The following is a 19,949-nucleotide window of genomic DNA, read 5'->3' on the forward strand; positions in this document are numbered from 1 at the left end:
GCCGCCAAAGCCGCTATGCCATTCAACGACGCTCCACGCATGACGTTTTCCCAAAAAATTGCTTCCGGCAGCCTGCTGGTCAGCGTGGTCGTTCTGGCGATCAAATATGCCGCGTACCACGTCACGGGCAGCGTCGCGCTTTTTTCCGACGCGCTTGAGAGCATCATCAATGTCGCGACGGCGCTGACCGCGCTGGTCGCCATTCGTTACGCGGCCCGCCCGCCGGATCAGAACCACCCCTATGGCCACCAGAAGGCGGAATATCTTTCGGCGGTCGGCGTCGGCGCCCTAATCCTGGTCGCGGGCTTCGCCATTTTGCGCGAAGCCTATGCCGGATTCATCACGCCCAGGCCCATCGACGCTCCCGTCCTGGGCCTGGCCATCAGTGGCGTCGCCACGACCCTGAATGCGATCTGGAGCGCCGTCCTCATCCGACAGGGCCGGCGGAACCGCTCGGCCGCCCTGGTTGCGGACGGGAAACATCTTTTTGCCGACGTGGTGACTTCGGCGGGCGTGATCGTTGGCCTTTCGCTGGTCGTCCTGACCAATATCGGCATGCTCGACTCGGTCATCGCCGCGCTCGTGGCGGTTCATGTCCTGCGGAGCGGGTGGGGGGTGATCCGCGAGAGCTCCGGCGGGCTGCTGGACGAAGCGGCGCCCACAGAACAGCTCGCGCTGATCCGCAAGGCGCTGGAGGCCAATGCGGGGGGAGCGCTCGAGGTCCACGGCCTGCGCACGCGCCACGCGGGAAAAACGACTTTCATCGATTTTCACCTCGTCGTGCCGGGCGAAATGACGGTCGCCAGGTCGCATGAAATTTGCGACAGGCTGAAAGCGGCGCTTACCGAGGCGCTGGGCGAAGCGGTCGTGACCATCCACGTCGAGCCCGACGACAAGGCGGAGCACATCGGCGCGCTGCTCGCCTGACCCCGGCCGCCTCCGCCTGTGGCGCCTTGTCCGGACTGAGCCTGTGTGTGCGTCGAGCGCCCTCTTGCAGCGGCGTAGGTCGCGCATTTCCGCCTGTTTCAGGCTCGGCCGGCGAATCGCAACTCCGGACGCCTCGCCGAGGCGGCCTCGGGCCTGATGGCGGGATTGTTCCCGACGCCTGGACCGAAAAGTCGGACGAAATCCGCGAACCGGGACAGCGGCAATGGTTTCGACCAGAGAAAGCCTTGGGCGAATCGCGCGCCCATGGAGCGCAGGCGGTTTGCTTCTTTTTCTGTTTCAACGCCCTCGGCGACAATGTCGACGCCCATGCCCTGGCCGGTGACGATCAGTCCGCTGATGATCGCGTTCTTGTTGCGGTCAGTCAGCATGCCCGAAACAAAGGATCGATCGATCTTGATTTCGCTGATCGGCAGGTTGACGAGATGGAGCAAGGTTCCGCCGCCCGTTCCGAAATCGTCCAGCGCGAGGCTGAAGCCGAGCTTGACGATATCGTCAAGGAGTTTGATGACGCCGATCTGGCCTCGGCCGTAAACCGCGTTTTCCGTGATTTCGATGCGGATGAGCGCGGGCGACAGGCCCTCCGCGATCAGCATGTTGAGTTTGGCGAAGAGCCGCTCCGGCGCCTTGAGAATGGCGCCGGAAAGATTGACGGAAGTCGGCAAGGAAATCGAAAATTCGTCTCTCAAGGCGACCAGAGCCTCGCGATAGGCGTCCAGAACCAGTTCGTCCAGGATCGTTCCGAGGCCGCGCTTTTCGGCCACCTCGAAAATCTCGTCGAGGGAGTAGCCGGCGAGACTTTCCGGGAAGCGGGACAGCGCCTCGGCGCCCTCCACGCGGCCGGCCTGGAGATTGATCTTGGGTTGGAAACAAATGGAAAGCGAGCGCGCGGCGATCGCCTCATTGAGCGCCTGCGCGATCCGGGTTTCCCGCCGGAACGTGTCCGTGAGATTGGCGCTGTAATCGAGATTGCCGCCGCGCCGCGTCTTTTTCGCCTCCCGCTGCGCCATGTCGGCCGCCGCCAGCAGGTCCGAGCGATTGTTTGCATCCTGTGGAAAATAGGTGGAGCCCCCGGTTATCGAGATTGACGGAATTTTCAGATTCGACGTCCGAAGGTCGCCGATCCTTTCATTCACCCACGCGACACAGTCGGTTCCGCTCTTCTCACCCCGGTTCCGGATGGCGATGACCGCGAATTCGTCGCCGCCAAGCCGGGCGGCGAAGCCATGTTGTTCCTCGCAAGTCGCCAGGACGCCGCCAACCGCCTTGAGCGCCTCGTCGCCGATGTTGTGTCCCAGACCGTCGTTGATGTTCTTGAAAAGATCGATGTCCAGCAAGGTCAGAGAGAAAGGCTCCTCGCTCGCGATGAGCGCGTCGAGTTTCGTCATGAACAGGAAGCGATTGGGGAGCCCCGTCAGATTATCCGTTTCCGCCAGGGAAGTGGCGGCCCTGCGCGCCGAATCGAGCGCCGCGATGGTGCGCTTCTGGCACTCGATCGCTTCGTCGCGCTCCACCTGCATCCGGAGCATGTGGATCAATTGTCGGGCGGTTCCCGCGCCGACGCCTGTTACGACGATCAGGAAGGCTGTGGTCGCGCCCGCGAGGACATACCAGGGAATGGTCTTGATGGCAGGGATCGCCAGCCCAATTCCGAGCCCGAAGCCGATGACCGAGGCTCTGAACACCCGGGGCGCGAAACAGGTCGTGTTGGCCATGACGAGGAGGCCGGCCACGGAAACGACCGTCAGCAAGAGGCGGAGGCCGTCGAGGGCTTCCGCCAGCGGCCAGGACGCCATCGCCCAGACGAAGCCGACGCCGAAGAAGATGCGCTCGATACGGCGCAAGTGGTCATTGTCGAGTTCGCCACGGTGAAGGCTGCGGGAAAAGCGGCGCAGGTTGTGGCGAACCAGCTGATCGACCAGGCAATGAAGGAGGCCGATAACGACAATGCTTTGATTTCCGATATAATATCCAGATATGGCGATCAGGCCGAACACGAATTGGGCCAAATAGGAGTTCATCGTTTCGCGCTGCACGAATACTTCGAGCGCGCGCGCCCGGATGCGCGGATCGACCCGCGCTTCGGCTTCGACGGCGGTCAAGGAGAAATGCGCTTTGAATGATAAAGACATGCAGGCGGCCTTGAGCGATGGCTCAATTCCTAGCTGTCAATGATTAACAAGGCGGCGAAGTCCGTTTAAGGATGTCGCCGCGTGGTCGCCAAATTTCGGTCTATGATTACAAAACCTTGCCCGGATTGAGCGTATTGCGCGGGTCGAGCGCGGTTTTGAAGCGGCGCATGACGTTCATCGCGACCGGGTCCTTGACCGTCGGCAGCAACTCGCGTTTCAGCACGCCGATGCCATGTTCGGCGGAGATCGAGCCGTTCATGCGTTTGACCACGGCGTGGACGGCTTCGTTCAACTCCTCCCAGCGGGCGAGATAGGCCGCCTTGTCGGCGCCGATCGGCTGGCTGACATTGAAGTGGATATTGCCGTCGCCCATATGGCCGAAGGGCACCGGCCGCGCGCCGGGAATGGTCTTTTCGACCACCGGAACGGCCTCCGCCAGGAAGGCGGGGACCGAGGCGACCGGCACGCAGACGTCGTGCTTGATCGAGCCGCCCTCCAATTTCTGCATCTCGGACAGGTTTTCGCGCAAAGCCCAAAAGGCCTTGCGCTGGTCGAGCGAGGCGGCGACCGCGGCGTCCTCGATGATTTCCTTTTCGAAAGCCGCTTCGAGCAAAGCCATCAACTTGTCGTTGAGGCCGGTTTCCGACTGCGAGGCCAGTTCCAGCAGCACATACCAGGCGTGCGGGCTTTCCAGCGGTTCGCGCGCGCCGGCGGAATGCCTGACCACGATCTCGACGCCGAAGCGCGACATGAATTCGAAGGTCTTCAAATCCGGCCCGGCCGTGCCCTGGGCCAGCACCAGCAGTTCGAGGCACTTTTCCGCTGAGGCCAGCCCGATCAGGGCGGTCTCGACCGCGCGCGGGCGCGGATAGAGTTTCACCACGGCCGCGGTGATGATCCCCAGCGTGCCTTCCGAGCCCATGAAGACATGTTTCAGGTCGTAGCCGGTGTTGTCCTTGCGCAGTTTGGAGAGATTGCCGAGCACCGAGCCGTCGGCCAGCACCACTTCAAGGCCGGTGACCAGATCGCGGGCGTTGCCATAGGCCAGAACCGCGGTGCCGCCGGCGTTCGACGCCAGATTGCCGCCGATGGTGCAGGAGCCTTCCGAGGCGAGCGAGAGGGGAAACAGGCGATCGACGCTCTCGGCGGCTTCCTGCACCTTTTGCAGGGTGACGCCGGCCTCGACGATCATGGTGTTGGATTCGGGGTCGATCTCGCGGATCTTGTCGAGACGTCCGAGCGACAGCAGGATTTCCTTGCCCGACTGGTCGGGAATCTGGCCGCCGACCAGGCCGGTATTGCCACCCTGCGGCACGACCTTCAGTCCGTTCTCGTCGGCGAAGGCGCAGATGGCGGCGACTTCTTCGGTGCTGCCCGGGCGCACGACGCAGGCCGCCTTGCCATGCCAGAGGTCGCGCGGCTCGGTCATGAAAGCTTCCATGTCCCGCGGCGCGGCGAGGACATATTTCTCGCCGACGATCTTGGCGAGTCGCGCGGCGGTCTCGGCAGGAGAAAGTTCGGTCATTTCAATCCGTTTCGTTGCAATCCCGCACTAGCCGAGGAGGCGGCGTCTGCGCGCGGGCTTGGTCGCTTCCTTCCGGAAGACGCCGACCAACTCCACATGGGGCGAAAAAAGAAATTGGTCAACCGGCGTGACCTGTTCCAGCTTATAGCCGCCATCGAGGAGGATTTTGGCGTCGCGGGCGAAAGTCTGGGCATTGCAGGAGACGCCGACAACGATCGGAACGGCGCTTTTCGCCAGTTCGCGCGCCTGCGCCTCCGCCCCGGCGCGCGGGGGATCGAAGACGACGGCGTCGAAGTCTTCGAGCTCGCCGGAGAGCAACGGGCGGCTGAACAGGTCGCGGGCTTCGCCCTTGAGGGACCGCAGGCCGGGCGCGGCGCGTCCGCCGCGCAAACCGGCGGCGAGCGCGGCGGCGTCGCTTTCCGCGCAGAAGACCTCGGCTTTCTCCGCCAATCTCAACGCGAATGTGCCGATTCCGCAAAAGAGATCGGCGGTCTTTTTCGCCGCGCCCACGGCGTCGAGGACGAGTTGCGCCAGAATTTCCTCGCCGGCGGCGGTCGCCTGAAGGAAGGCGCCGGGCGGCGGCGCGACGCGGGCGCGGCCGATCGCGAGTTCCGGCGCGCGGCGCTCGACCAGCGGCAGGCCGTGGTTGGAAATGCGCGCGAGGTCGAGCGCCTGCGCCTCCGCGATGACGGCCTGTTCGAGCGCGAAATCCAGCTTGCCGCAGCCGCGAATGTCGAGGTCGAGTCCGTTCAGGCTGGCGGTCGCGACGAGATCGAGCGGTTTCTCCAGCGATTCCAGAACCTCGGCGACGCGGCGGGCGGCGGGCAGGGCGCCGGCCAGCTCCGGCGCGAGGATCGGGCAGGCGTCGAGTTCGAAAATGCGGTGGCTTCTCGCCTGCATATAGCCGACATGGGCCTTGCCGCGCTGGTCGTTGCGGGAATGGAAGGTCGCGCGGCGCCTTCCTGCCCCCCAGGCGGGAATGAGCGGCGCGACCTTCGCGCTCACGCCGGCGTTGCGCAGGGCGTCGGCGACGAGGCCGCCTTTCCAGGCCTGATAGGCGGGCTGAGCGAGGGTTTGCACGGCGCAGCCGCCGCATTGGGTGAAATGCGGGCAGGGCGCTCGCACGCGGTCGGGGGAGGGCGCCAGAACCTCGATAAGCTTGCCGCGCTCGCCGTCCACCTCGGCGAGAATGGTTTCTCCTGGCAGCGCGAAAGGCGTGAAGATCAGGCCATTCGGCCCAAAACTCACGCCTTCGCCGCGCGCTCCGAGTTTTTCAATGTCGAGACGGGCGTTCAGATCGATCACGCCGGCTGGACCCGATCCGATCGGATCGGGTCCAGCCGGCGGCTGGTTGTCTTGACGCGATTTCTTCACGCTCAATGGTCTCCATCCGGCTCGAAAACGCTATGTCGATGCGCCCCCAGCAAAAACTCCCGATTGCCGTCGCCGCCGGCGACGGGCGACGGGATCAGGCCGATGACGCGCCAGCCAAGCTTTTCGACCAGAGCCTCGATCCGGCCGCAGGCGCTTTTCTGCGCAACTTCGTCGCGGACGAGGCCCTTTTTCACATGTTCCGGCCCGACCTCGAATTGCGGCTTGATCAGCAGGACGGCCTCGGCCCGCGGCGCGGCGAGCGCCAGAACCGGCGGGAGGATTTTTTCCAGCGAAATGAAGCTGACGTCGCAGACGATGATTTGTGGCGGGGCGGGAAGATCTTCTGCGGAAAGCGCGCGGGCGTCGCGCTTTTCGAACGACGTCACCCGGAAATCCTGCGCAATCCTCGGGTGAAGCTGGCTGTGACCGACATCGACACAGGTCACGTGGGCCGCGCCGCGCGTCAGCAGGACATCGGAAAAGCCTCCGGTCGAGGCGCCGATATCGAGCGCCTGTTTTCCCGAAGGGTCGAGCGCGAAGGCGTCGAGCGCCGCCGCCAGTTTGACGCCGCCCCGCGACACATAAGGATAGGGCGCGCTGGCCGTGAGCACGGCGTCGTCGGCGACCGGCTCCGACGGCTTGGCGACCGGGCGGCCGTCCAATGTGACGAGGCCGGCCTCGATGGCCTCGCGCGCCTTGGCGCGGCTGGCGAAGAAGCCGCGTTCAACCAAAGCGATATCGGCGCGTCGGGTCATTCAGAGTCTCTTGCATGGTCTCTTGCGGGCCTTGGCTTGCGGCCCGCCGCACATTTCATGCGCGGCGCCAGGCGAACGTCGCGCCGGAACGCATGGCGCTCCAGGGCGCGAAGCGCGTAGCATGGGCGTCGGGACGGGAAAAGGTCGGCGGATGCGCCGAAAAGGACGACGAGCGTGGGGGAGGGAGACATGCGGGTCGAGCAATTTCGCCAGATTCTGTTTTGGCCGCTGCAATTGATGCCCTTGGCGGACAAGGGCGACGTCCATTGGCGCCGGCTCGACGGCGATCCCAACTGGATGCTGCTCGATGACGATTTTCCCCAGGACGCGACCCTCTATCAGGAGCGCCATTATCGGGAATTCGTATCCTTCCTGCCGCATGTCCAGCGTTTTCTCTATGGCGAGCGTTCGAAATCGGCGCGCTCCTACGGCGAGTCGCCACTGCTTGTCTATCGCCGCACCGATATCAAGGCGGTGCGGGTGCGCGCGCCGGGCGAAGCCGAACCCCGCGTCCTCACTGTCGATCACGCCGACGTTTTTTTCTTCTACGATGCCGACGTCATGATTCCCGTGATCGAAATTTCGGCGGAGAACATCGATCTGCGCGTCGCCATGAACATTGTCAATCGTTTCGGCCGCGCCTATCCGTCGGCCTGGAGCGAGGGCGGCGAGCCGGCCAATTGTTTCGAGACGGTTGAATGGCTCGATCGCGACGGGGCGCCGCTCGCCTGCGCCGACTACACGACGAAATCAAAATATTATGAATCGGTTTCCCGGACCCAGACCATCGCCATCGCCGCGCATTGGGAATTCATGCTACGGCCGATGGTCCTGAACCGACGCGGCGCCGTCGGCGCCGTGCGCTACCGGCCGCTGGAATTCCACCGCATGCCGATGATGACCTTTCTCGCGGTGGAGGACCCGACCCTTCTGACACGCGCGGAATTCACGCGTCTGGCTTTCGCTGCGCCGCCCGGCGTCGAGGACAGGCTGCCGATGTCTTCCGCTTTTCTTGCCGATTTCGAGCGTGCGCATTGCTACGACCGTTATTTCGACCCCGGCCGTTCCGATCCCGAATGGCCCAATATGCGGCTGATGTGCACGCCACAAGCGCTGGTGATGATCGGCCGCTCCGGCGATCGCGGTTTTGTCGACGCCGAGCGCGGCTTCCTCGGCCAGTTCCGCCACCAGTTTTTCATGCTCGGCCTGATCGCGCATTTCCATCGCGCCGCGATCCTGATGATGTCGAACCGGGTGGTTGACGTCATCAGCCGTCTGGAAAGACGGGACAGCCGGTCGGTGTCGCGCTTCCGCCACGACATTCGCGAAATTTCCGCGAGCTTCCTGCGCTTTACCCACCGCTATTATTTCTGCGAAGTTTCGGATCAGGCCATCTTGCGCGACGTGTTCCGCATTTGGAGAGGGCAGATGCGCACAGAGGCCCTGTTCCAGGAATTGCGCGAGGAGGTCAACGATATGGAGGCCTTCATGGAGGCCGATCTGTTGCGCCGTCAGGCGGTGACCATCCTCCAGTTGACTGTGGTGACCCTGTTCAGCCTGACCGGGACGATCACGACCGGCTTCCTCGGCATGAATCTTTTCAACCACGCCGATCTGCCGACGGCCGAACGGATCATGATTTTTTTCGCGGTCTTCGTCCCGACTTCGCTGCTCACCTTCTACACGGTGATGAAATCCCGTCGCCTTGCCTATTTTCTCAACGTTCTCGCCATGGAGAAGACGGCCTGGCCCGACAAGCTGCGCGCGCTCGCCGCCGTGTGGGACGCGCGCCGCGAATTGCCCACGGACTGAGACGAAAAGCCCCGGGCGCGCGCGGCTCCGGGTTCGATTCGATTGGCGATCAGGCCGTTTTCATGGTTGCCGCGGGGCGGCCGAGGGCCTCGAAGACCTTGGCGACGATGCCGTTGGCGTCGAGGCCGGCCCTGGCGTACATCGCGTCGGGCTTGTCCTGGTCGATGAAGGCGTCGGGCAGCACCATGGCGCGGAAGCGCAAGCCGCGGTCGAACAGGCCGTCCTCGGCCAATTGCTGCGCGACGAAGGAGCCGAAGCCGCCGATCGAGCCCTCCTCGATGGTGATGAGCGCCTCATGCTCGCTGGCGAGCTTGCGGATAAGTTCGACATCGAGCGGCTTGGCGAAGCGCGCATCGGCCACCGTGGCTGAAATACCCTGCGCCGCAAGCGTTTCGGCGGCGTAGAGCGCCTCGGCGAGGCGCGTGCCGAGCGACAGGATCGCGACCTTGTCGCCCTGGCGGATGACGCGGCCCTTGCCGATTTCGAGCGGTTGGCCCTCCTGCGGCAGTTCGACCCCGACGCCGTCGCCGCGCGGATAGCGGAAGGCGATCGGGCCCTTGTCGTAAGCGGCGGCGGTCGCGACCATATGGACCAGCTCCGCCTCGTCGGCCGCGGCCATCACCACCATATTGGGCAGGATTCCGAGATAAGCCACGTCGAACGAGCCGGCATGGGTCGCGCCGTCGGCGCCGACAAGGCCGGCGCGGTCTAGGGCGAAGCGCACGGGCAGATTCTGGATCGCGACGTCGTGGACGACCTGGTCATAGCCGCGCTGCAGGAAGGTCGAATAGATCGCGCAAAAAGGCTTGTAGCCCTCCGTGGCGAGGCCGGCGGCGAAGGTGACGGCATGCTGTTCGGCGATGCCGACGTCGAAGGTGCGCTTCGGGAAAATCTGCTGGAACAGGTCCACGCCGGTGCCCGAGGGCATGGCGGCGGTGATGGCGACGATCTTGTCGTCCTTCTCGCCTTCCTTGACCAAAGCCTCGCCGAACACTTTCGTATAGGCCGGGGCGTTGGCCTTCGGCTTGACCTGGGCGCCGGTCACCACGTCGAATTTGTTGACGCCGTGATATTTGTCCTTGGCGGCTTCGGCGGGGGCGTAGCCCTTGCCCTTCTGGGTCACGACATGGATCAGCACCGGGCCGCCGACATCGGCGTCGCGGACATTTTTCAGCACCGGCAGGAGATGGTCGAGATTATGACCGTCGATCGGGCCGACGTAATAGAAGCCCAACTCCTCGAACAAAGTGCCGCCGGTGACATAGGTGCGGGCGTGTTCCACCGCGCGGGTGATCGCGGTTTCGACGGTTTTCGGCAAATGGCGGGCGATGGTCTTGCCGGCGTCGCGCAGCTTGAGATAGGTGCGGCCCGAGGACAGGCGGGCGAGATAGGCCGACATGGCGCCGACCGGCGGCGCGATCGACATGTCGTTGTCGTTGAGGATGACGATGAGGCGCGAATGCGAGGCCCCGGCGTTGTTCATCGCCTCATAGGCCATGCCCGCCGACAGCGAGCCGTCGCCGATGACCGCGATCACTTTATTGTCGCCGCCCGAAAGGCTGCGGGCGACCGCCATGCCGAGGCCGGCCGAAATCGAGGTCGAGGAATGCGCGGCGCCGAAAGGATCATATTCGCTTTCCGCGCGTTTCGTGAAACCGGACAGGCCTCCGCCCTGGCGCAGGGTCTTGATGCGGTCGCGGCGGCTGGTGAGGATCTTGTGCGGATAGGCCTGGTGGCCGACGTCCCAAATGATCCGATCCTTCGGCGTATCGAAGACGTAATGGAGCGCGACGGTCAATTCGACCACGCCGAGGCTAGAACCAAGATGGCCGCCGGTGACGGAAACCGCGTCGATGGTCGCTCGCCGAACGTCTTCCGCGAGGGCGCGCAAGTCGGATTCCGGCAACTGACGCAAGTCGGCTGGGACTTTGACAAGGTCGAGAACAGGGGTCGTCGAATTATTGTTCACGGCGCACTCAATCAATATTCGCTCCCCCATGAATAGAAGCGCGAAAGCGTGCTTTACACGTTGAGCGACCGGGGGGCAATTGCACCAAGGAATTTTGTTGACCGGCCGTTGGACGGGGCGGCGCGATTCGGCGCCGATGGTCGGCTTAACAGGCAAATCTCTTGACGGCCACGCCGCCTGCGGCTTTCATCTGCGCCGCGTTCAGGCGCCAAAGCGAATGTTTTTCCATAGGAGGCGGCCATGAGCATGGGCATGCCGGGATTTGATCCGCGTCATTCTTTAGGCGGAGCGATCGAGCGCCTGCGCTCGCGCTGGGGCTGGTTCGTCGCCTATGGCGCGCTCTGCCTCGTCTTCGGCGTCGCGGCGCTGGCCATGGCGGAGGTCTCGACCGCGGCCGTCGTCCTGTTCGTGGCCTTCATGCTGATCCTGGCCGGCGGCTTCGAAATCGTCATGGGCTTCAACACCCGCGATTGGCCGTCCTTCTTCCTGTGGGTCATGAGCGGCCTGTTCTATCTGGTGTTCGGCGCCTTCGCTCTGGCGCGCCCCACAGTCGCCGCCGCGGTTTTGACCGCCGTGGTCGGCGTCGGATTCCTGCTCGCGGGCGTCGTGCGCATCTGGCTCGGCTTCAAGCTGCCGGCGGGGCCGAAGGCATTCGTCATCTTCGCGGGCGCGATCACGACGCTGCTCGGCGTCCTGATTCTCGCCGGCTGGCCGGGCAACACCATGGTCGTGCTCGGCGTTTTATTCGGGATCGATCTGGTGTTCTATGGCGCGAGCTGGATCGCGCTGGGGCTGAAACTTCGGCCCTGACGTTTTGTTCATCCTAAAGCCTTTTGTTTTTGCCCGCGGCGATTGGCTTTTGGCGCCCCAAGGTGATAAAGGCCGAAAGCCTCTTACAAGCTCCCGCACACTCTAACGGATGCGTCGGACGAAAATCTGACGGCGTGAGGAAATCCATAATGGCGAAATGGGTCTATTCTTTCGGCGACGGCAAGGCGGAAGGCGCCAGCGCAATGAAGAATTTGCTTGGCGGCAAAGGCGCCAATTTGGCCGAGATGGCCAATCTCGGCCTGCCCGTGCCGCCGGGCTTCACCATTTCGACTGAAGTCTGCGCCTATTATTACGCCAATGGCCATGCCTATCCGCCGGAGCTCGCCGAGCAGGTCGAGGCGGCGCTGCGCCATGTCGGGGCGCTCGCCGGCCATGCCTTCGGCGATCCGGCAAATCCGCTGCTGGTCTCGGTGCGCTCGGGCGCGCGGGCCTCGATGCCGGGCATGATGGACACCGTGCTCAACCTCGGCCTCAACGACGTCACCGTCGACGCGGTCGCCAAATCGGCCGGGGACGAGCGCTTCGCCTGGGATTCCTACCGCCGCTTCATTCAGATGTATTCGAATGTGGTGCTCGACGTGGAGCACCATAATTTCGAGGAGATTCTCGAGGTCTACAAGGACCAGAAGGGCTATCAGCAGGACACCGAGCTGAAGGCCGAGGACTGGCGCAAGATCGTCGCCAGCTACAAGGAGGCGGTGCTGCGCGAAACCGAGAAGCCTTTCCCGCAGGACCCCAAGGAGCAGCTCTGGGGCGCGATCGGCGCGGTTTTCTCGTCCTGGATGAACCAGCGCGCGATTACCTACCGCCGCCTTCACGACATTCCGGAAAGCTGGGGCACGGCGGTCAACGTCCAGGCCATGGTATTCGGGAATATGGGCGAGACGTCGGCGACCGGCGTCGCCTTCACCCGCAATCCCGCGACCGGCGAGAACGCGCTTTATGGCGAGTTCCTGATCAACGCCCAGGGTGAGGACGTGGTGGCCGGCATCCGCACGCCGCAGAACATCACCGAGGCCGCGCGAATCGCCGCGAAGTCCGACAAGCCCTCGCTGGAACAGGCGATGCCGGAAGTGTTCGCCGAATTCGTCCGCGCGACCAAATTGCTGGAAACGCATTATCGCGACATGCAGGACATGGAATTCACCGTCGAGCGCGGAAAATTCTGGATGCTGCAGACCCGCAACGGCAAGCGCACCGCCCGCGCCGCGTTGCGGGTCGCGGTCGAAATGGCCAGTGAGGGCCTGATCACCAAACCGGAGGCGATCGCCCGAATCGAGCCCGCTTCGCTCGACCAATTGCTGCATCCGACCCTCGACCCCAAGGCCGAGCGGAAGATTGTGGCGACCGGCCTGCCGGCTTCGCCCGGGGCGGCGAGCGGCGAGATCGTGTTCTCGTCGGACGAAGCGGAGGCGCTCAAGGCCGCCGGCCACAAGGTGATTCTGGTGCGCGTCGAAACCTCGCCGGAAGACATCCACGGCATGCATGCGGCGGAGGGCATCCTCACCACGCGCGGCGGCATGACCTCGCATGCGGCGGTGGTCGCGCGCGGCATGGGCAAGCCCTGCGTTTCGGGCGCGGGAACGGTGCGGGTCGATTATGCGTCGCAGACCATGACCGCGATGGGCCGCACCTTCGCCAAGGGCGAGGTCATCACCATCGACGGCGCGACCGGACAGGTGATGGACGGCGCTGTTCCCATGTTGCAGCCGGAGCTTTCCGGCGATTTCGCCGTGCTGATGGGCTGGGCCGATTCCGTGCGCCGGATGAAGGTGCGCACCAACGCCGACACCCCGAACGATGCGCGCATCGCGCGCAAATTCGGCGCCGAGGGCATCGGCCTCTGCCGCACCGAGCACATGTTCTTCGACAATGACCGCATCATCGCGGTGCGCGAGATGATTCTCGCCGACGACGAGGAGGGACGCCGCGCCGCTCTGGCCAAGATCCTGCCGATGCAGCGCGAGGATTTCGCGGCCTTGTTCGAGATCATGCACGGCCTGCCGGTGACTATCCGCCTGCTCGATCCGCCGCTGCACGAGTTCCTGCCCCATACGGCGGAGGAAATCGCCGAAGTCGCCGCCGCGATCGGCGCGAGCCCCGATAAGCTCAAGCGCCGCGCCGACGAATTGCACGAGTTCAACCCGATGCTCGGCTTCCGGGGCGTGCGTCTCGCCGTCGCCTTCCCGGAAATCGCGGAAATGCAGGCCCGCGCCATCTTCGAAGGCGCCGTCGCCGCGCAGAAGAAGACCGGCGAGAACGTGACGCCGGAAATCATGGTGCCGCTGGTCTTCTCCAAGCGCGAACTCGATCTCGTCAAGGCGCGTATCGACGCCATGGCGGAAGCGGTGGCGAAAGAGACCGGCGTGACGATTCCTTATATCGTCGGCACGATGATCGAATTGCCGCGCGCGGCTTTGCGCGCCGGCGAGATCGCGGAGACGGCGGAATTCTTCTCCTTCGGCACCAACGATCTGACCCAGACGACGCTCGGCATTTCGCGCGACGACGCGGGCTCCTTCCTTGGCGCCTATGTCCAGAAGGGCATTCTCGCGCATGATCCCTTCGTGACGCTCGATCAGGAGGGCGTCGGCGAGCTGGTGGCGCTGGCGGCGGAGCGCGGCAGGAAGACGCGCGAAAAGATCAAGCTCGGCATTTGCGGCGAGCATGGCGGCGACGCATCCTCCATCGCTTTCTGCGAGAAGACGGGGCTCGATTACGTGTCCTGCTCGCCCTATCGCGTGCCGATCGCCCGCCTCGCCGCCGCCCAGGCGGCCCTCGGACAGGCGGCGGGCTCGACGGCGTGAGGAGAAAGCGCGTCGCGCTGATTTTCCCTCGTAACCAGAATGCCGGAAACTTCTGCCGAGTTTCCGGCGCGGCGGCGGGCGGCCCTCAGAGACGCCAGGCCCTGACTGAGCGCGATGCTTCGTTCGTCGCGCCATCAAACCCTGGCGGCCGCCCCCGTATTGGGCGCTGGTAGAACGACGGACCAGGCTGCGAGGGGACTCACGGCGCCTAAATTTCAGCCAGCTCGCTCGTCAACATGACCGAAAGCCTTCTTTTCAGACGTGACAGGCCTGCGCTTTAGTCCTCATAAATTGCACAGTCGCCGCCAAGAAAGGCTCATGCCGCAATGGCCATCCTCGCGAAACTTCACCATTCCACCCGCTATTCCTATGATCATCCGGTATCGCTGGGGCCGCAGATCGTTCGCCTGCGGCCGGCGCCGCATTGCCGTACGCCGGTCCTGGCCTATTCACTGAAGATCGAGCCCGCGAACCATTTCATCAACTGGCAGCAGGACCCCCACGGCAATTATCTGGCGCGGCTCGTCTTTCCCGAGCTGACCGAGGAATTTTCGATCACCGTCGATCTGCTCGCCGAAATGGCGGTCTATAATCCGTTCGACTTCTTCATCGAGGAATATGCCCAGAAATTCCCCTTCACTTACGCCGAATCGCTGAGCAAGGACATTTCGGCTTACGTCGGCGCCGAACCCGCCGGCCCGCTGCTCCAGGCTTTTCTCGACACGATCCCGCGTGAGGAGCAGGGCACGGTCGATTTCCTGGTCTGGTTGAACCAGGAATTGCAGCATAAGATTAAATACCTCGTGCGCATGGAGCCTGGCGTGCAGACGCCGGAAGAGACGCTGCGGGTCGCCTCGGGATCGTGCCGCGACACCGGCTGGCTTCTGGTCCAGGTTCTGCGCCATCTCGGCTTTGCCGCGCGTTTCGTCTCCGGCTATCTGATCCAGCTCAAGCCCGACTTGAAATCGCTCGACGGCCCCTCGGGCACGGAGCATGATTTCACCGATCTCCACGCCTGGGCCGAAGTCTATATCCCCGGCGCCGGCTGGGTGGGCCTCGATCCGACGTCCGGCCTGTTCGCGGGCGAAGGCCATTTGCCGCTCGCCTCAACCCCGCATTATTCCTCCGCCGCCCCGATCGAAGGCTCTTTCGCGGGCGACGCCCGCGCCGATTTCGGCTTCGAAATGACCATCGAACGGCTTGATGAGAAGCCGCGCGTCACCGCGCCTTTCTCGGACGAGTCCTGGCATGCGCTCGACGCTTTGGGCAAGACGGTGGACGCGGACCTGCGCACGCAGGACGTGCGCCTGACCATGGGTGGCGAGCCGACCTTCGTCTCGATCGACGATTACCAGTCGGCGGAATGGAACACCGAAGCGGTCGGGCCGACCAAGCGGACGATCGCCGACGACCTCACCCGCCGCCTGCGCGAAAAATTCGCGCCCAATGGATTTCTGCATTACGGCCAGGGCAAATGGTATCCGGGCGAAAGCCTGCCGCGCTGGACCTTCTCGATCTATTGGCGCAAGGACGGCGAGCCGATCTGGCGCGACGTCAATCTGATCGCGCGCGAAAATCCGTCGAAGCCGACCACGCCGGAACAGGCGCGCGCGTTCTGCGTCACGGTCGCAGAAAAGCTCATGATTCCAGAAGATTATGTCGTTCCGGCCTATGAGGACCCAGCGCATTGGCTGTTGAAGGAATCGGAACTGCCGGTGAATGTCACGCCCGGCGACAGCAAGCTCGCCGAGCCGGAAGAGCGCGCCCGTTTCGCCCGTGTGTTCAGCCAGGGCCTCAACGTGCCGACCGGCTTCGTCCTGCCGGTGCAGCGCTGGAACGCCCAGACCCAGACCCGCAGCTGGATCAGCCAGAAATGGCCGCTGCGGCGCGGCGCGATCTTCCTCACCCCCGGCGATTCGCCGATCGGGTTCCGCCTGCCGCTCTCCTCGATGCCCTATGTGGCGCCGAGCGCCTATCCCTTCATCGTGGAACAGGACCCGACCGAGCCGCGCATGCCGCTGCCCAAGGCGGAGGCCATCGCCCAGAAATATCGCCGCGGCGCCGTCACGCGCGATCAGCAATTGTGGGACCAGCAATTGCTCGGCTATTCGTCGCAGGTGCGCACGGCGCTGGCGATCGAGCCGCGCAACGGGCGCCTGCATGTGTTCATGCCGCCGGTCGGTTACCTCGAGGATTATCTGGAGCTGCTCGCGGCGGTCGAGGAGACCGCGCGCGACCTCGGCCTGCCGGTCCATATCGAGGGCTATCCGCCGCCGCTCGACTGGCGGATGCAGGTGATCCGGGTCGCGCCCGACCCCGGCGTGATCGAGGTCAATGTCCATCCCGCCGACAATTGGGACGATCTCGTCCACATCAGCACGACCCTTTACGAAGAGGCGCGGCTGTCGCGGCTCGGCACGGAAAAATTCATGATCGACGGGCGCCATGTCGGCACCGGCGGCGGCAATCATGTCGTCATCGGCGGGGCCACGCCCAACGATTCCCCCTTCCTGCGGCGTCCGGACCTGTTGAAAAGCCTGGTGACCTACTGGCAGCGCCACCCGTCGCTGTCCTACCTTTTTTCCGGCCTGTTCATTGGTCCGACATCGCAATCGCCGCGCATCGACGAGGCGCGCCACGACGCGCTCTATGAGATGGAGATCGCGCTCGCCAATACGCCGCGTCCGGGCGAGGGCTATGTCCCGCCGTGGCTGGTGGACCGGCTCTATCGCAATCTGCTCACGGACGTCACCGGCAACACCCATCGCGCCGAAATCTGCATCGACAAGCTCTATTCGCCGGAAGGCCCGACCGGGCGGCTCGGCCTCGTCGAGTTCCGCTCCTTCGAAATGCCGCCCGACGCGCGCATGTCGCTGGCGCAGCAACTCCTTTTGCGTGCGCTCGTCGCCTGGTTCTGGCGTGAGCCGCAGGAGGGCGAACTGTCGCGCTGGGGCACCAGCCTGCACGACCGTTTCATGCTGCCGCATTACGTCTGGGAGGATTTTCTGGACGTGCTCGACGATTTGAGCCGCGCCGGCTACGCTTTCGATCGCGAATGGTATCGCGCGCAATATGAGTTCCGCTTCCCCTTCTACGGCCAGGTCGAACATTCGGGCGTGAAGCTCGAAATCCGCCAGGCGCTTGAGCCGTGGCATGTCATGGGCGAGGAGGGCTCGCCAGGCGGCACGGTGCGCTTCGTCGATTCGTCGGTCGAGCGTCTGCAGGCGCGGGTCGAGGGTTTCAATGAGGCCCGCCATATCGTGACCTGCAATGGGCGGCGGATACCGCTCGGCTCGACGGGAAAACGCGGCGAGGCGGTGGCGGGCGTGCGCTACAAGGCGTGGCAGCCCTATGCCGGCTATCATCCGACCGTCTGGCCGCATGTGCCGCTGACCTTCGACATTATCGACAAATGGAGCAAAAGGTCGCTCGGCGGTTGCGTCTATTATTCGGCCCATCCGGGCGGACGCAATTACGAGACCTTCCCGGTCAATTCCTACGAGGCCGAAGCGCGCCGCCTCGCACGCTTCCAGGACCACGGCCACACCCCCGGCCGCATCTGGCTTCCGGCGGAGGAAGCCACCAGCGATTTCCCGAACACGCTCGATCTGCGCCGGCCAGTGGGGGTGTGAGGGGCTAAGATCAACCGGGACGCCGAAGGCGTCCCGGTTGATCGGAACGTTTCTTTAACTTGGTTTTCCGCCATGAACTATCCCGATGTGGCGGCAGGAATGTTGCTGCAATGCGATTAACCTTTCGATGAGCGAGCAGATTAAAATCGGCGAGAGCCTATCGAAAACCAATGCGCAACGTTCTTTTTATCGCGCGACCGTCGAAGAGTTTTTAACCACGCTAACCGCTGAAATTGTTGGTCACCTCTCCAGTCGACATGTCGCTCTGCACAGCTCCGCGCAGGCCGAACAGATTCGAGCGTGGGAGGCGGAAATCGCCATTCTGCACGACGCCTTTTCTGAAATGGACGTTGGCGTTTATGGCTGGTCCATTTCGCTCGAAGTGTCCCTCTTTCGTCTGGCTAAACGCCTCGATGCGGTTGTGCTGGCGCCAGGCGTCGTTGCCGTGGTCGAATTTAAGATCGGCGAAAAATCTTATCTGGGTGCACACAAAGCCCAGCTCGAACGTTACGCTTGTTCGCTTAAGGATTTTCACGAAGCAAGCCAATCGAGACTGATTGTCCCTATTTTATGTGCTGATTGCGCGCCGCAGGTTTCTCAATCTCTGCAATTATGCGACGGAGTTGCGAATATTCTTTTCGCCAATAGGGAGACGCTGATCGACGCCTTCCGACTAGTCGCGGCGCAGAGCGATTTTGACGCTCTGCCGCTCGATGGCGTGGGTTTTGACGCTTCCGCTTATCGCCCCACGCCAACAATTGTCGAAGCTGCACAGGCGCTCTACCAGGGCCATGCAATCGCCGATATTGGAAGAGGCGATGCGGCCGACGAAGAATTGCAAGCGGCAGCTCAGGCGCTGCGCGATATTGTAAGCGGGGCTGAAACCCTTCGTCGGAAAATTGTTTGTTTCGTGACAGGCGCTCCAGGCGCCGGCAAGACCTTATTGGGTTTGGATCTTGCTCTAAAATTAAGAAGCGGCGAGCGGCCGGCGGCGCTTTTGTCGGGCAACCGCCCCTTGGTTCACGTGCTTACAGAGGCCCTGGCGACAGACAGCGCGCGCCGCGGGCAAAAATCGAAGGCGGCGGCAAAATATGAAGCCGATAGCGCCATTCAGAATCTCCTCGGTTATCTCAAAGAACATACTGACGGCGCCAAGCCTCCCGAACATGTGATCGTGTTTGACGAGGCGCAGCGGGCTTGGAATGCGGAAGTCGGCCAGGAGCTGATGGGGCGGGCTAAATCGGAGCCCGCGCTTTTCCTCGAAATTCTCGATCGCCTTGAATGGTGCTGTTTGGTGTGCCTGGTCGGTCCCGGGCAAGAGATTAACCGCGGCGAGGGCGGATTGCCTCTATGGGCCGAAGCGATCGCGGATTCAATTCGCAATGGCGTCAAATGGGAAATCGTCGCGGCGCCGGCGGCGATTGATGGCGGCCAATTGGTCTGTGGCGATGGTCTCGCGAGCGATTCTGATTTTGCTAGCCTTGATTGCCGGCGCGTCGCCAGTTTGCATCTTGCGAATGCGATCCGCAGCTACCGAAACCCTTTACACGGCTTCTGGGTCGCCGCCCTTCTTGAAAGCGATCTCGTACAGGCTCGAGGTTTTGCCGATCAAATGGACGAGCCGCCCACCTATCTCACTCGAGATTTGGAACGGGCCCGCGCCTGGTTGCGGGAGCGTCGCAGGGGACAACGCTCGGTCGGACTCTTGTGTAGTTCGGGTGCTGTTCGATTAGTCGGAGATGGCGTTCCCCCGGCCCTTCGCTCCAACGAACTTAGTCCGATTGGACATTGGTTCCTAAAACCTTACTCAGATTTTCGTAGCGGCAGCGCCCTGGAAACGCCCGTCAGCGAATATGGCTGTCAAGGTTTGGAAGTCGATTTTGCCGCCCTGTGTTGGGGAGGCGATTTAATTTGGGATGGCCACGCCTTTGCGCCGCGCCGAATGCAGGCGCCGCGTTGGCAGAAACTGCGCGATCCGGAAAAGCGCCGATTCCGGTTGAATGCATATCGCGTTTTGCTGACGCGCGCCCGAGCAGGGACCATTATTTTTATCCCGAGCGGCAGCGAAGACGACCCGACGCGATCGCCTGCTGAATTTGACCAGACTGCCGCCGCTTTGCTTGCGGCTGGATGCGAAGCGCTGCCGTGAGCATTGGGATGCGCCGAT

12 protein-coding genes are annotated in these 19,949 nt (G+C 63.4%); 7 read left to right on the forward strand and 5 right to left on the reverse strand.

The genetic code is table 11. The features are described 5' to 3' along the window. The first annotated feature begins 39 nt into the window (after positions 1 to 39). Complete coding sequence (locus tag K2U94_RS07395) at positions 40 to 927, forward strand: cation diffusion facilitator family transporter (RefSeq protein ID WP_243066592.1); 888 nt, start codon at positions 40 to 42, stop codon at positions 925 to 927. Between the two features lie 98 nt (positions 928 to 1,025). Here K2U94_RS07395 and K2U94_RS07400 read toward each other — a convergent pair whose 3' ends face one another. Next, positions 1,026 to 2,789, reverse strand: coding sequence for a putative bifunctional diguanylate cyclase/phosphodiesterase (locus tag K2U94_RS07400; RefSeq protein WP_243066593.1), 1,764 nt, complete (start codon positions 2,787 to 2,789; stop codon positions 1,026 to 1,028). Here K2U94_RS07400 and K2U94_RS07405 point away from each other — a divergent pair, their 5' ends adjacent. Then, positions 2,790 to 3,068, forward strand: a complete 279-nt coding sequence (locus K2U94_RS07405; protein WP_243066594.1) for a hypothetical protein — start codon at positions 2,790 to 2,792, stop codon at positions 3,066 to 3,068. A gap of 115 nt (positions 3,069 to 3,183) precedes the next feature. On the opposite strand, the gene K2U94_RS07410 is transcribed toward K2U94_RS07405, so the two are convergent. The 3 genes from K2U94_RS07410 to K2U94_RS07420 form a co-directional block, all read right to left on the reverse strand. Next, positions 3,184 to 4,602 (reverse strand): FAD-binding oxidoreductase, encoded by a 1,419-nt coding sequence (locus K2U94_RS07410; RefSeq protein ID WP_243066595.1) that lies wholly within the window; start codon positions 4,600 to 4,602, stop codon positions 3,184 to 3,186. Positions 4,603 to 4,629: 27 nt separating this feature from the next. Next, the gene (locus K2U94_RS07415; RefSeq protein WP_243068827.1) at positions 4,630 to 5,898 is read right to left on the reverse strand and encodes a class I SAM-dependent RNA methyltransferase; all 1,269 of its coding nucleotides are present in this window, start codon (positions 5,896 to 5,898) and stop codon (positions 4,630 to 4,632) included. A gap of 80 nt (positions 5,899 to 5,978) precedes the next feature. Then, positions 5,979 to 6,731 carry a TlyA family RNA methyltransferase gene (locus K2U94_RS07420; RefSeq protein WP_243066596.1) on the reverse strand — a complete coding sequence of 251 codons (753 nt, stop codon included), beginning with the start codon at positions 6,729 to 6,731 and terminating at the stop codon, positions 5,979 to 5,981. A gap of 189 nt (positions 6,732 to 6,920) precedes the next feature. Between K2U94_RS07420 and K2U94_RS07425 the strand changes: the two genes are divergently transcribed. After that, positions 6,921 to 8,543, forward strand: a complete 1,623-nt coding sequence (locus K2U94_RS07425; protein WP_243066597.1) for a magnesium transporter CorA family protein — start codon at positions 6,921 to 6,923, stop codon at positions 8,541 to 8,543. 49 nt (positions 8,544 to 8,592) lie between these two features. Here K2U94_RS07425 and dxs read toward each other — a convergent pair whose 3' ends face one another. Beyond that, on the reverse strand, positions 8,593 to 10,512 hold the full coding sequence (gene dxs / locus K2U94_RS07430) for a 1-deoxy-D-xylulose-5-phosphate synthase (protein WP_243068828.1): 1,920 nt from the start codon (positions 10,510 to 10,512) through the stop codon (positions 8,593 to 8,595). Positions 10,513 to 10,752: 240 nt separating this feature from the next. On the opposite strand from dxs, the gene K2U94_RS07435 reads away from it, so the two are divergent. From K2U94_RS07435 to K2U94_RS07450, 4 genes are all read left to right on the forward strand, one after another. Next, positions 10,753 to 11,322: an HdeD family acid-resistance protein gene (locus tag K2U94_RS07435; protein ID WP_243066598.1), complete on the forward strand. Its 570-nt coding sequence runs from the start codon at positions 10,753 to 10,755 to the stop codon at positions 11,320 to 11,322. 149 nt (positions 11,323 to 11,471) lie between these two features. Beyond that, positions 11,472 to 14,150, forward strand: a complete 2,679-nt coding sequence (ppdK, locus tag K2U94_RS07440) for a pyruvate, phosphate dikinase (RefSeq protein WP_243066599.1) — start codon at positions 11,472 to 11,474, stop codon at positions 14,148 to 14,150. Positions 14,151 to 14,476: 326 nt separating this feature from the next. Continuing rightward, positions 14,477 to 17,782: a transglutaminase family protein gene (locus K2U94_RS07445; protein WP_243066600.1), complete on the forward strand. Its 3,306-nt coding sequence runs from the start codon at positions 14,477 to 14,479 to the stop codon at positions 17,780 to 17,782. Positions 17,783 to 17,909: 127 nt separating this feature from the next. Beyond that, complete coding sequence (locus K2U94_RS07450; protein ID WP_243066601.1) at positions 17,910 to 19,931, forward strand: DNA/RNA helicase domain-containing protein; 2,022 nt, start codon at positions 17,910 to 17,912, stop codon at positions 19,929 to 19,931. The last annotated feature ends 18 nt before the right edge of the window (positions 19,932 to 19,949 follow it).

The sequence above is a fragment of the Candidatus Rhodoblastus alkanivorans genome, from assembly GCF_022760755.1.
GTDB classification, from domain to species: Bacteria; Pseudomonadota; Alphaproteobacteria; order Rhizobiales; family Beijerinckiaceae; genus Rhodoblastus; species Rhodoblastus alkanivorans.

Bases quoted from the DNA above. Each gene is read 5' to 3' on its own strand.
- K2U94_RS07450 (WP_243066601.1), top strand. From the start codon at position 17,910: ATGAGCGAGCAGATTAAAATCGGCGAGAGCCTATCGAAAACCAATGCG.
- K2U94_RS07435 (WP_243066598.1), top strand. From the start codon at position 10,753: ATGAGCATGGGCATGCCGGGATTTGATCCGCGTCATTCTTTAGGCGGA.
- K2U94_RS07445 (WP_243066600.1), top strand. From the start codon at position 14,477: ATGGCCATCCTCGCGAAACTTCACCATTCCACCCGCTATTCCTATGAT.
- K2U94_RS07410 (WP_243066595.1), bottom strand. From the start codon at position 4,602: ATGACCGAACTTTCTCCTGCCGAGACCGCCGCGCGACTCGCCAAGATC.
- ppdK (WP_243066599.1), top strand. From the start codon at position 11,472: ATGGCGAAATGGGTCTATTCTTTCGGCGACGGCAAGGCGGAAGGCGCC.
- K2U94_RS07425 (WP_243066597.1), top strand. From the start codon at position 6,921: ATGCGGGTCGAGCAATTTCGCCAGATTCTGTTTTGGCCGCTGCAATTG.
- K2U94_RS07395 (WP_243066592.1), top strand. From the start codon at position 40: ATGACGTTTTCCCAAAAAATTGCTTCCGGCAGCCTGCTGGTCAGCGTG.
- K2U94_RS07420 (WP_243066596.1), bottom strand. From the start codon at position 6,731: ATGACCCGACGCGCCGATATCGCTTTGGTTGAACGCGGCTTCTTCGCC.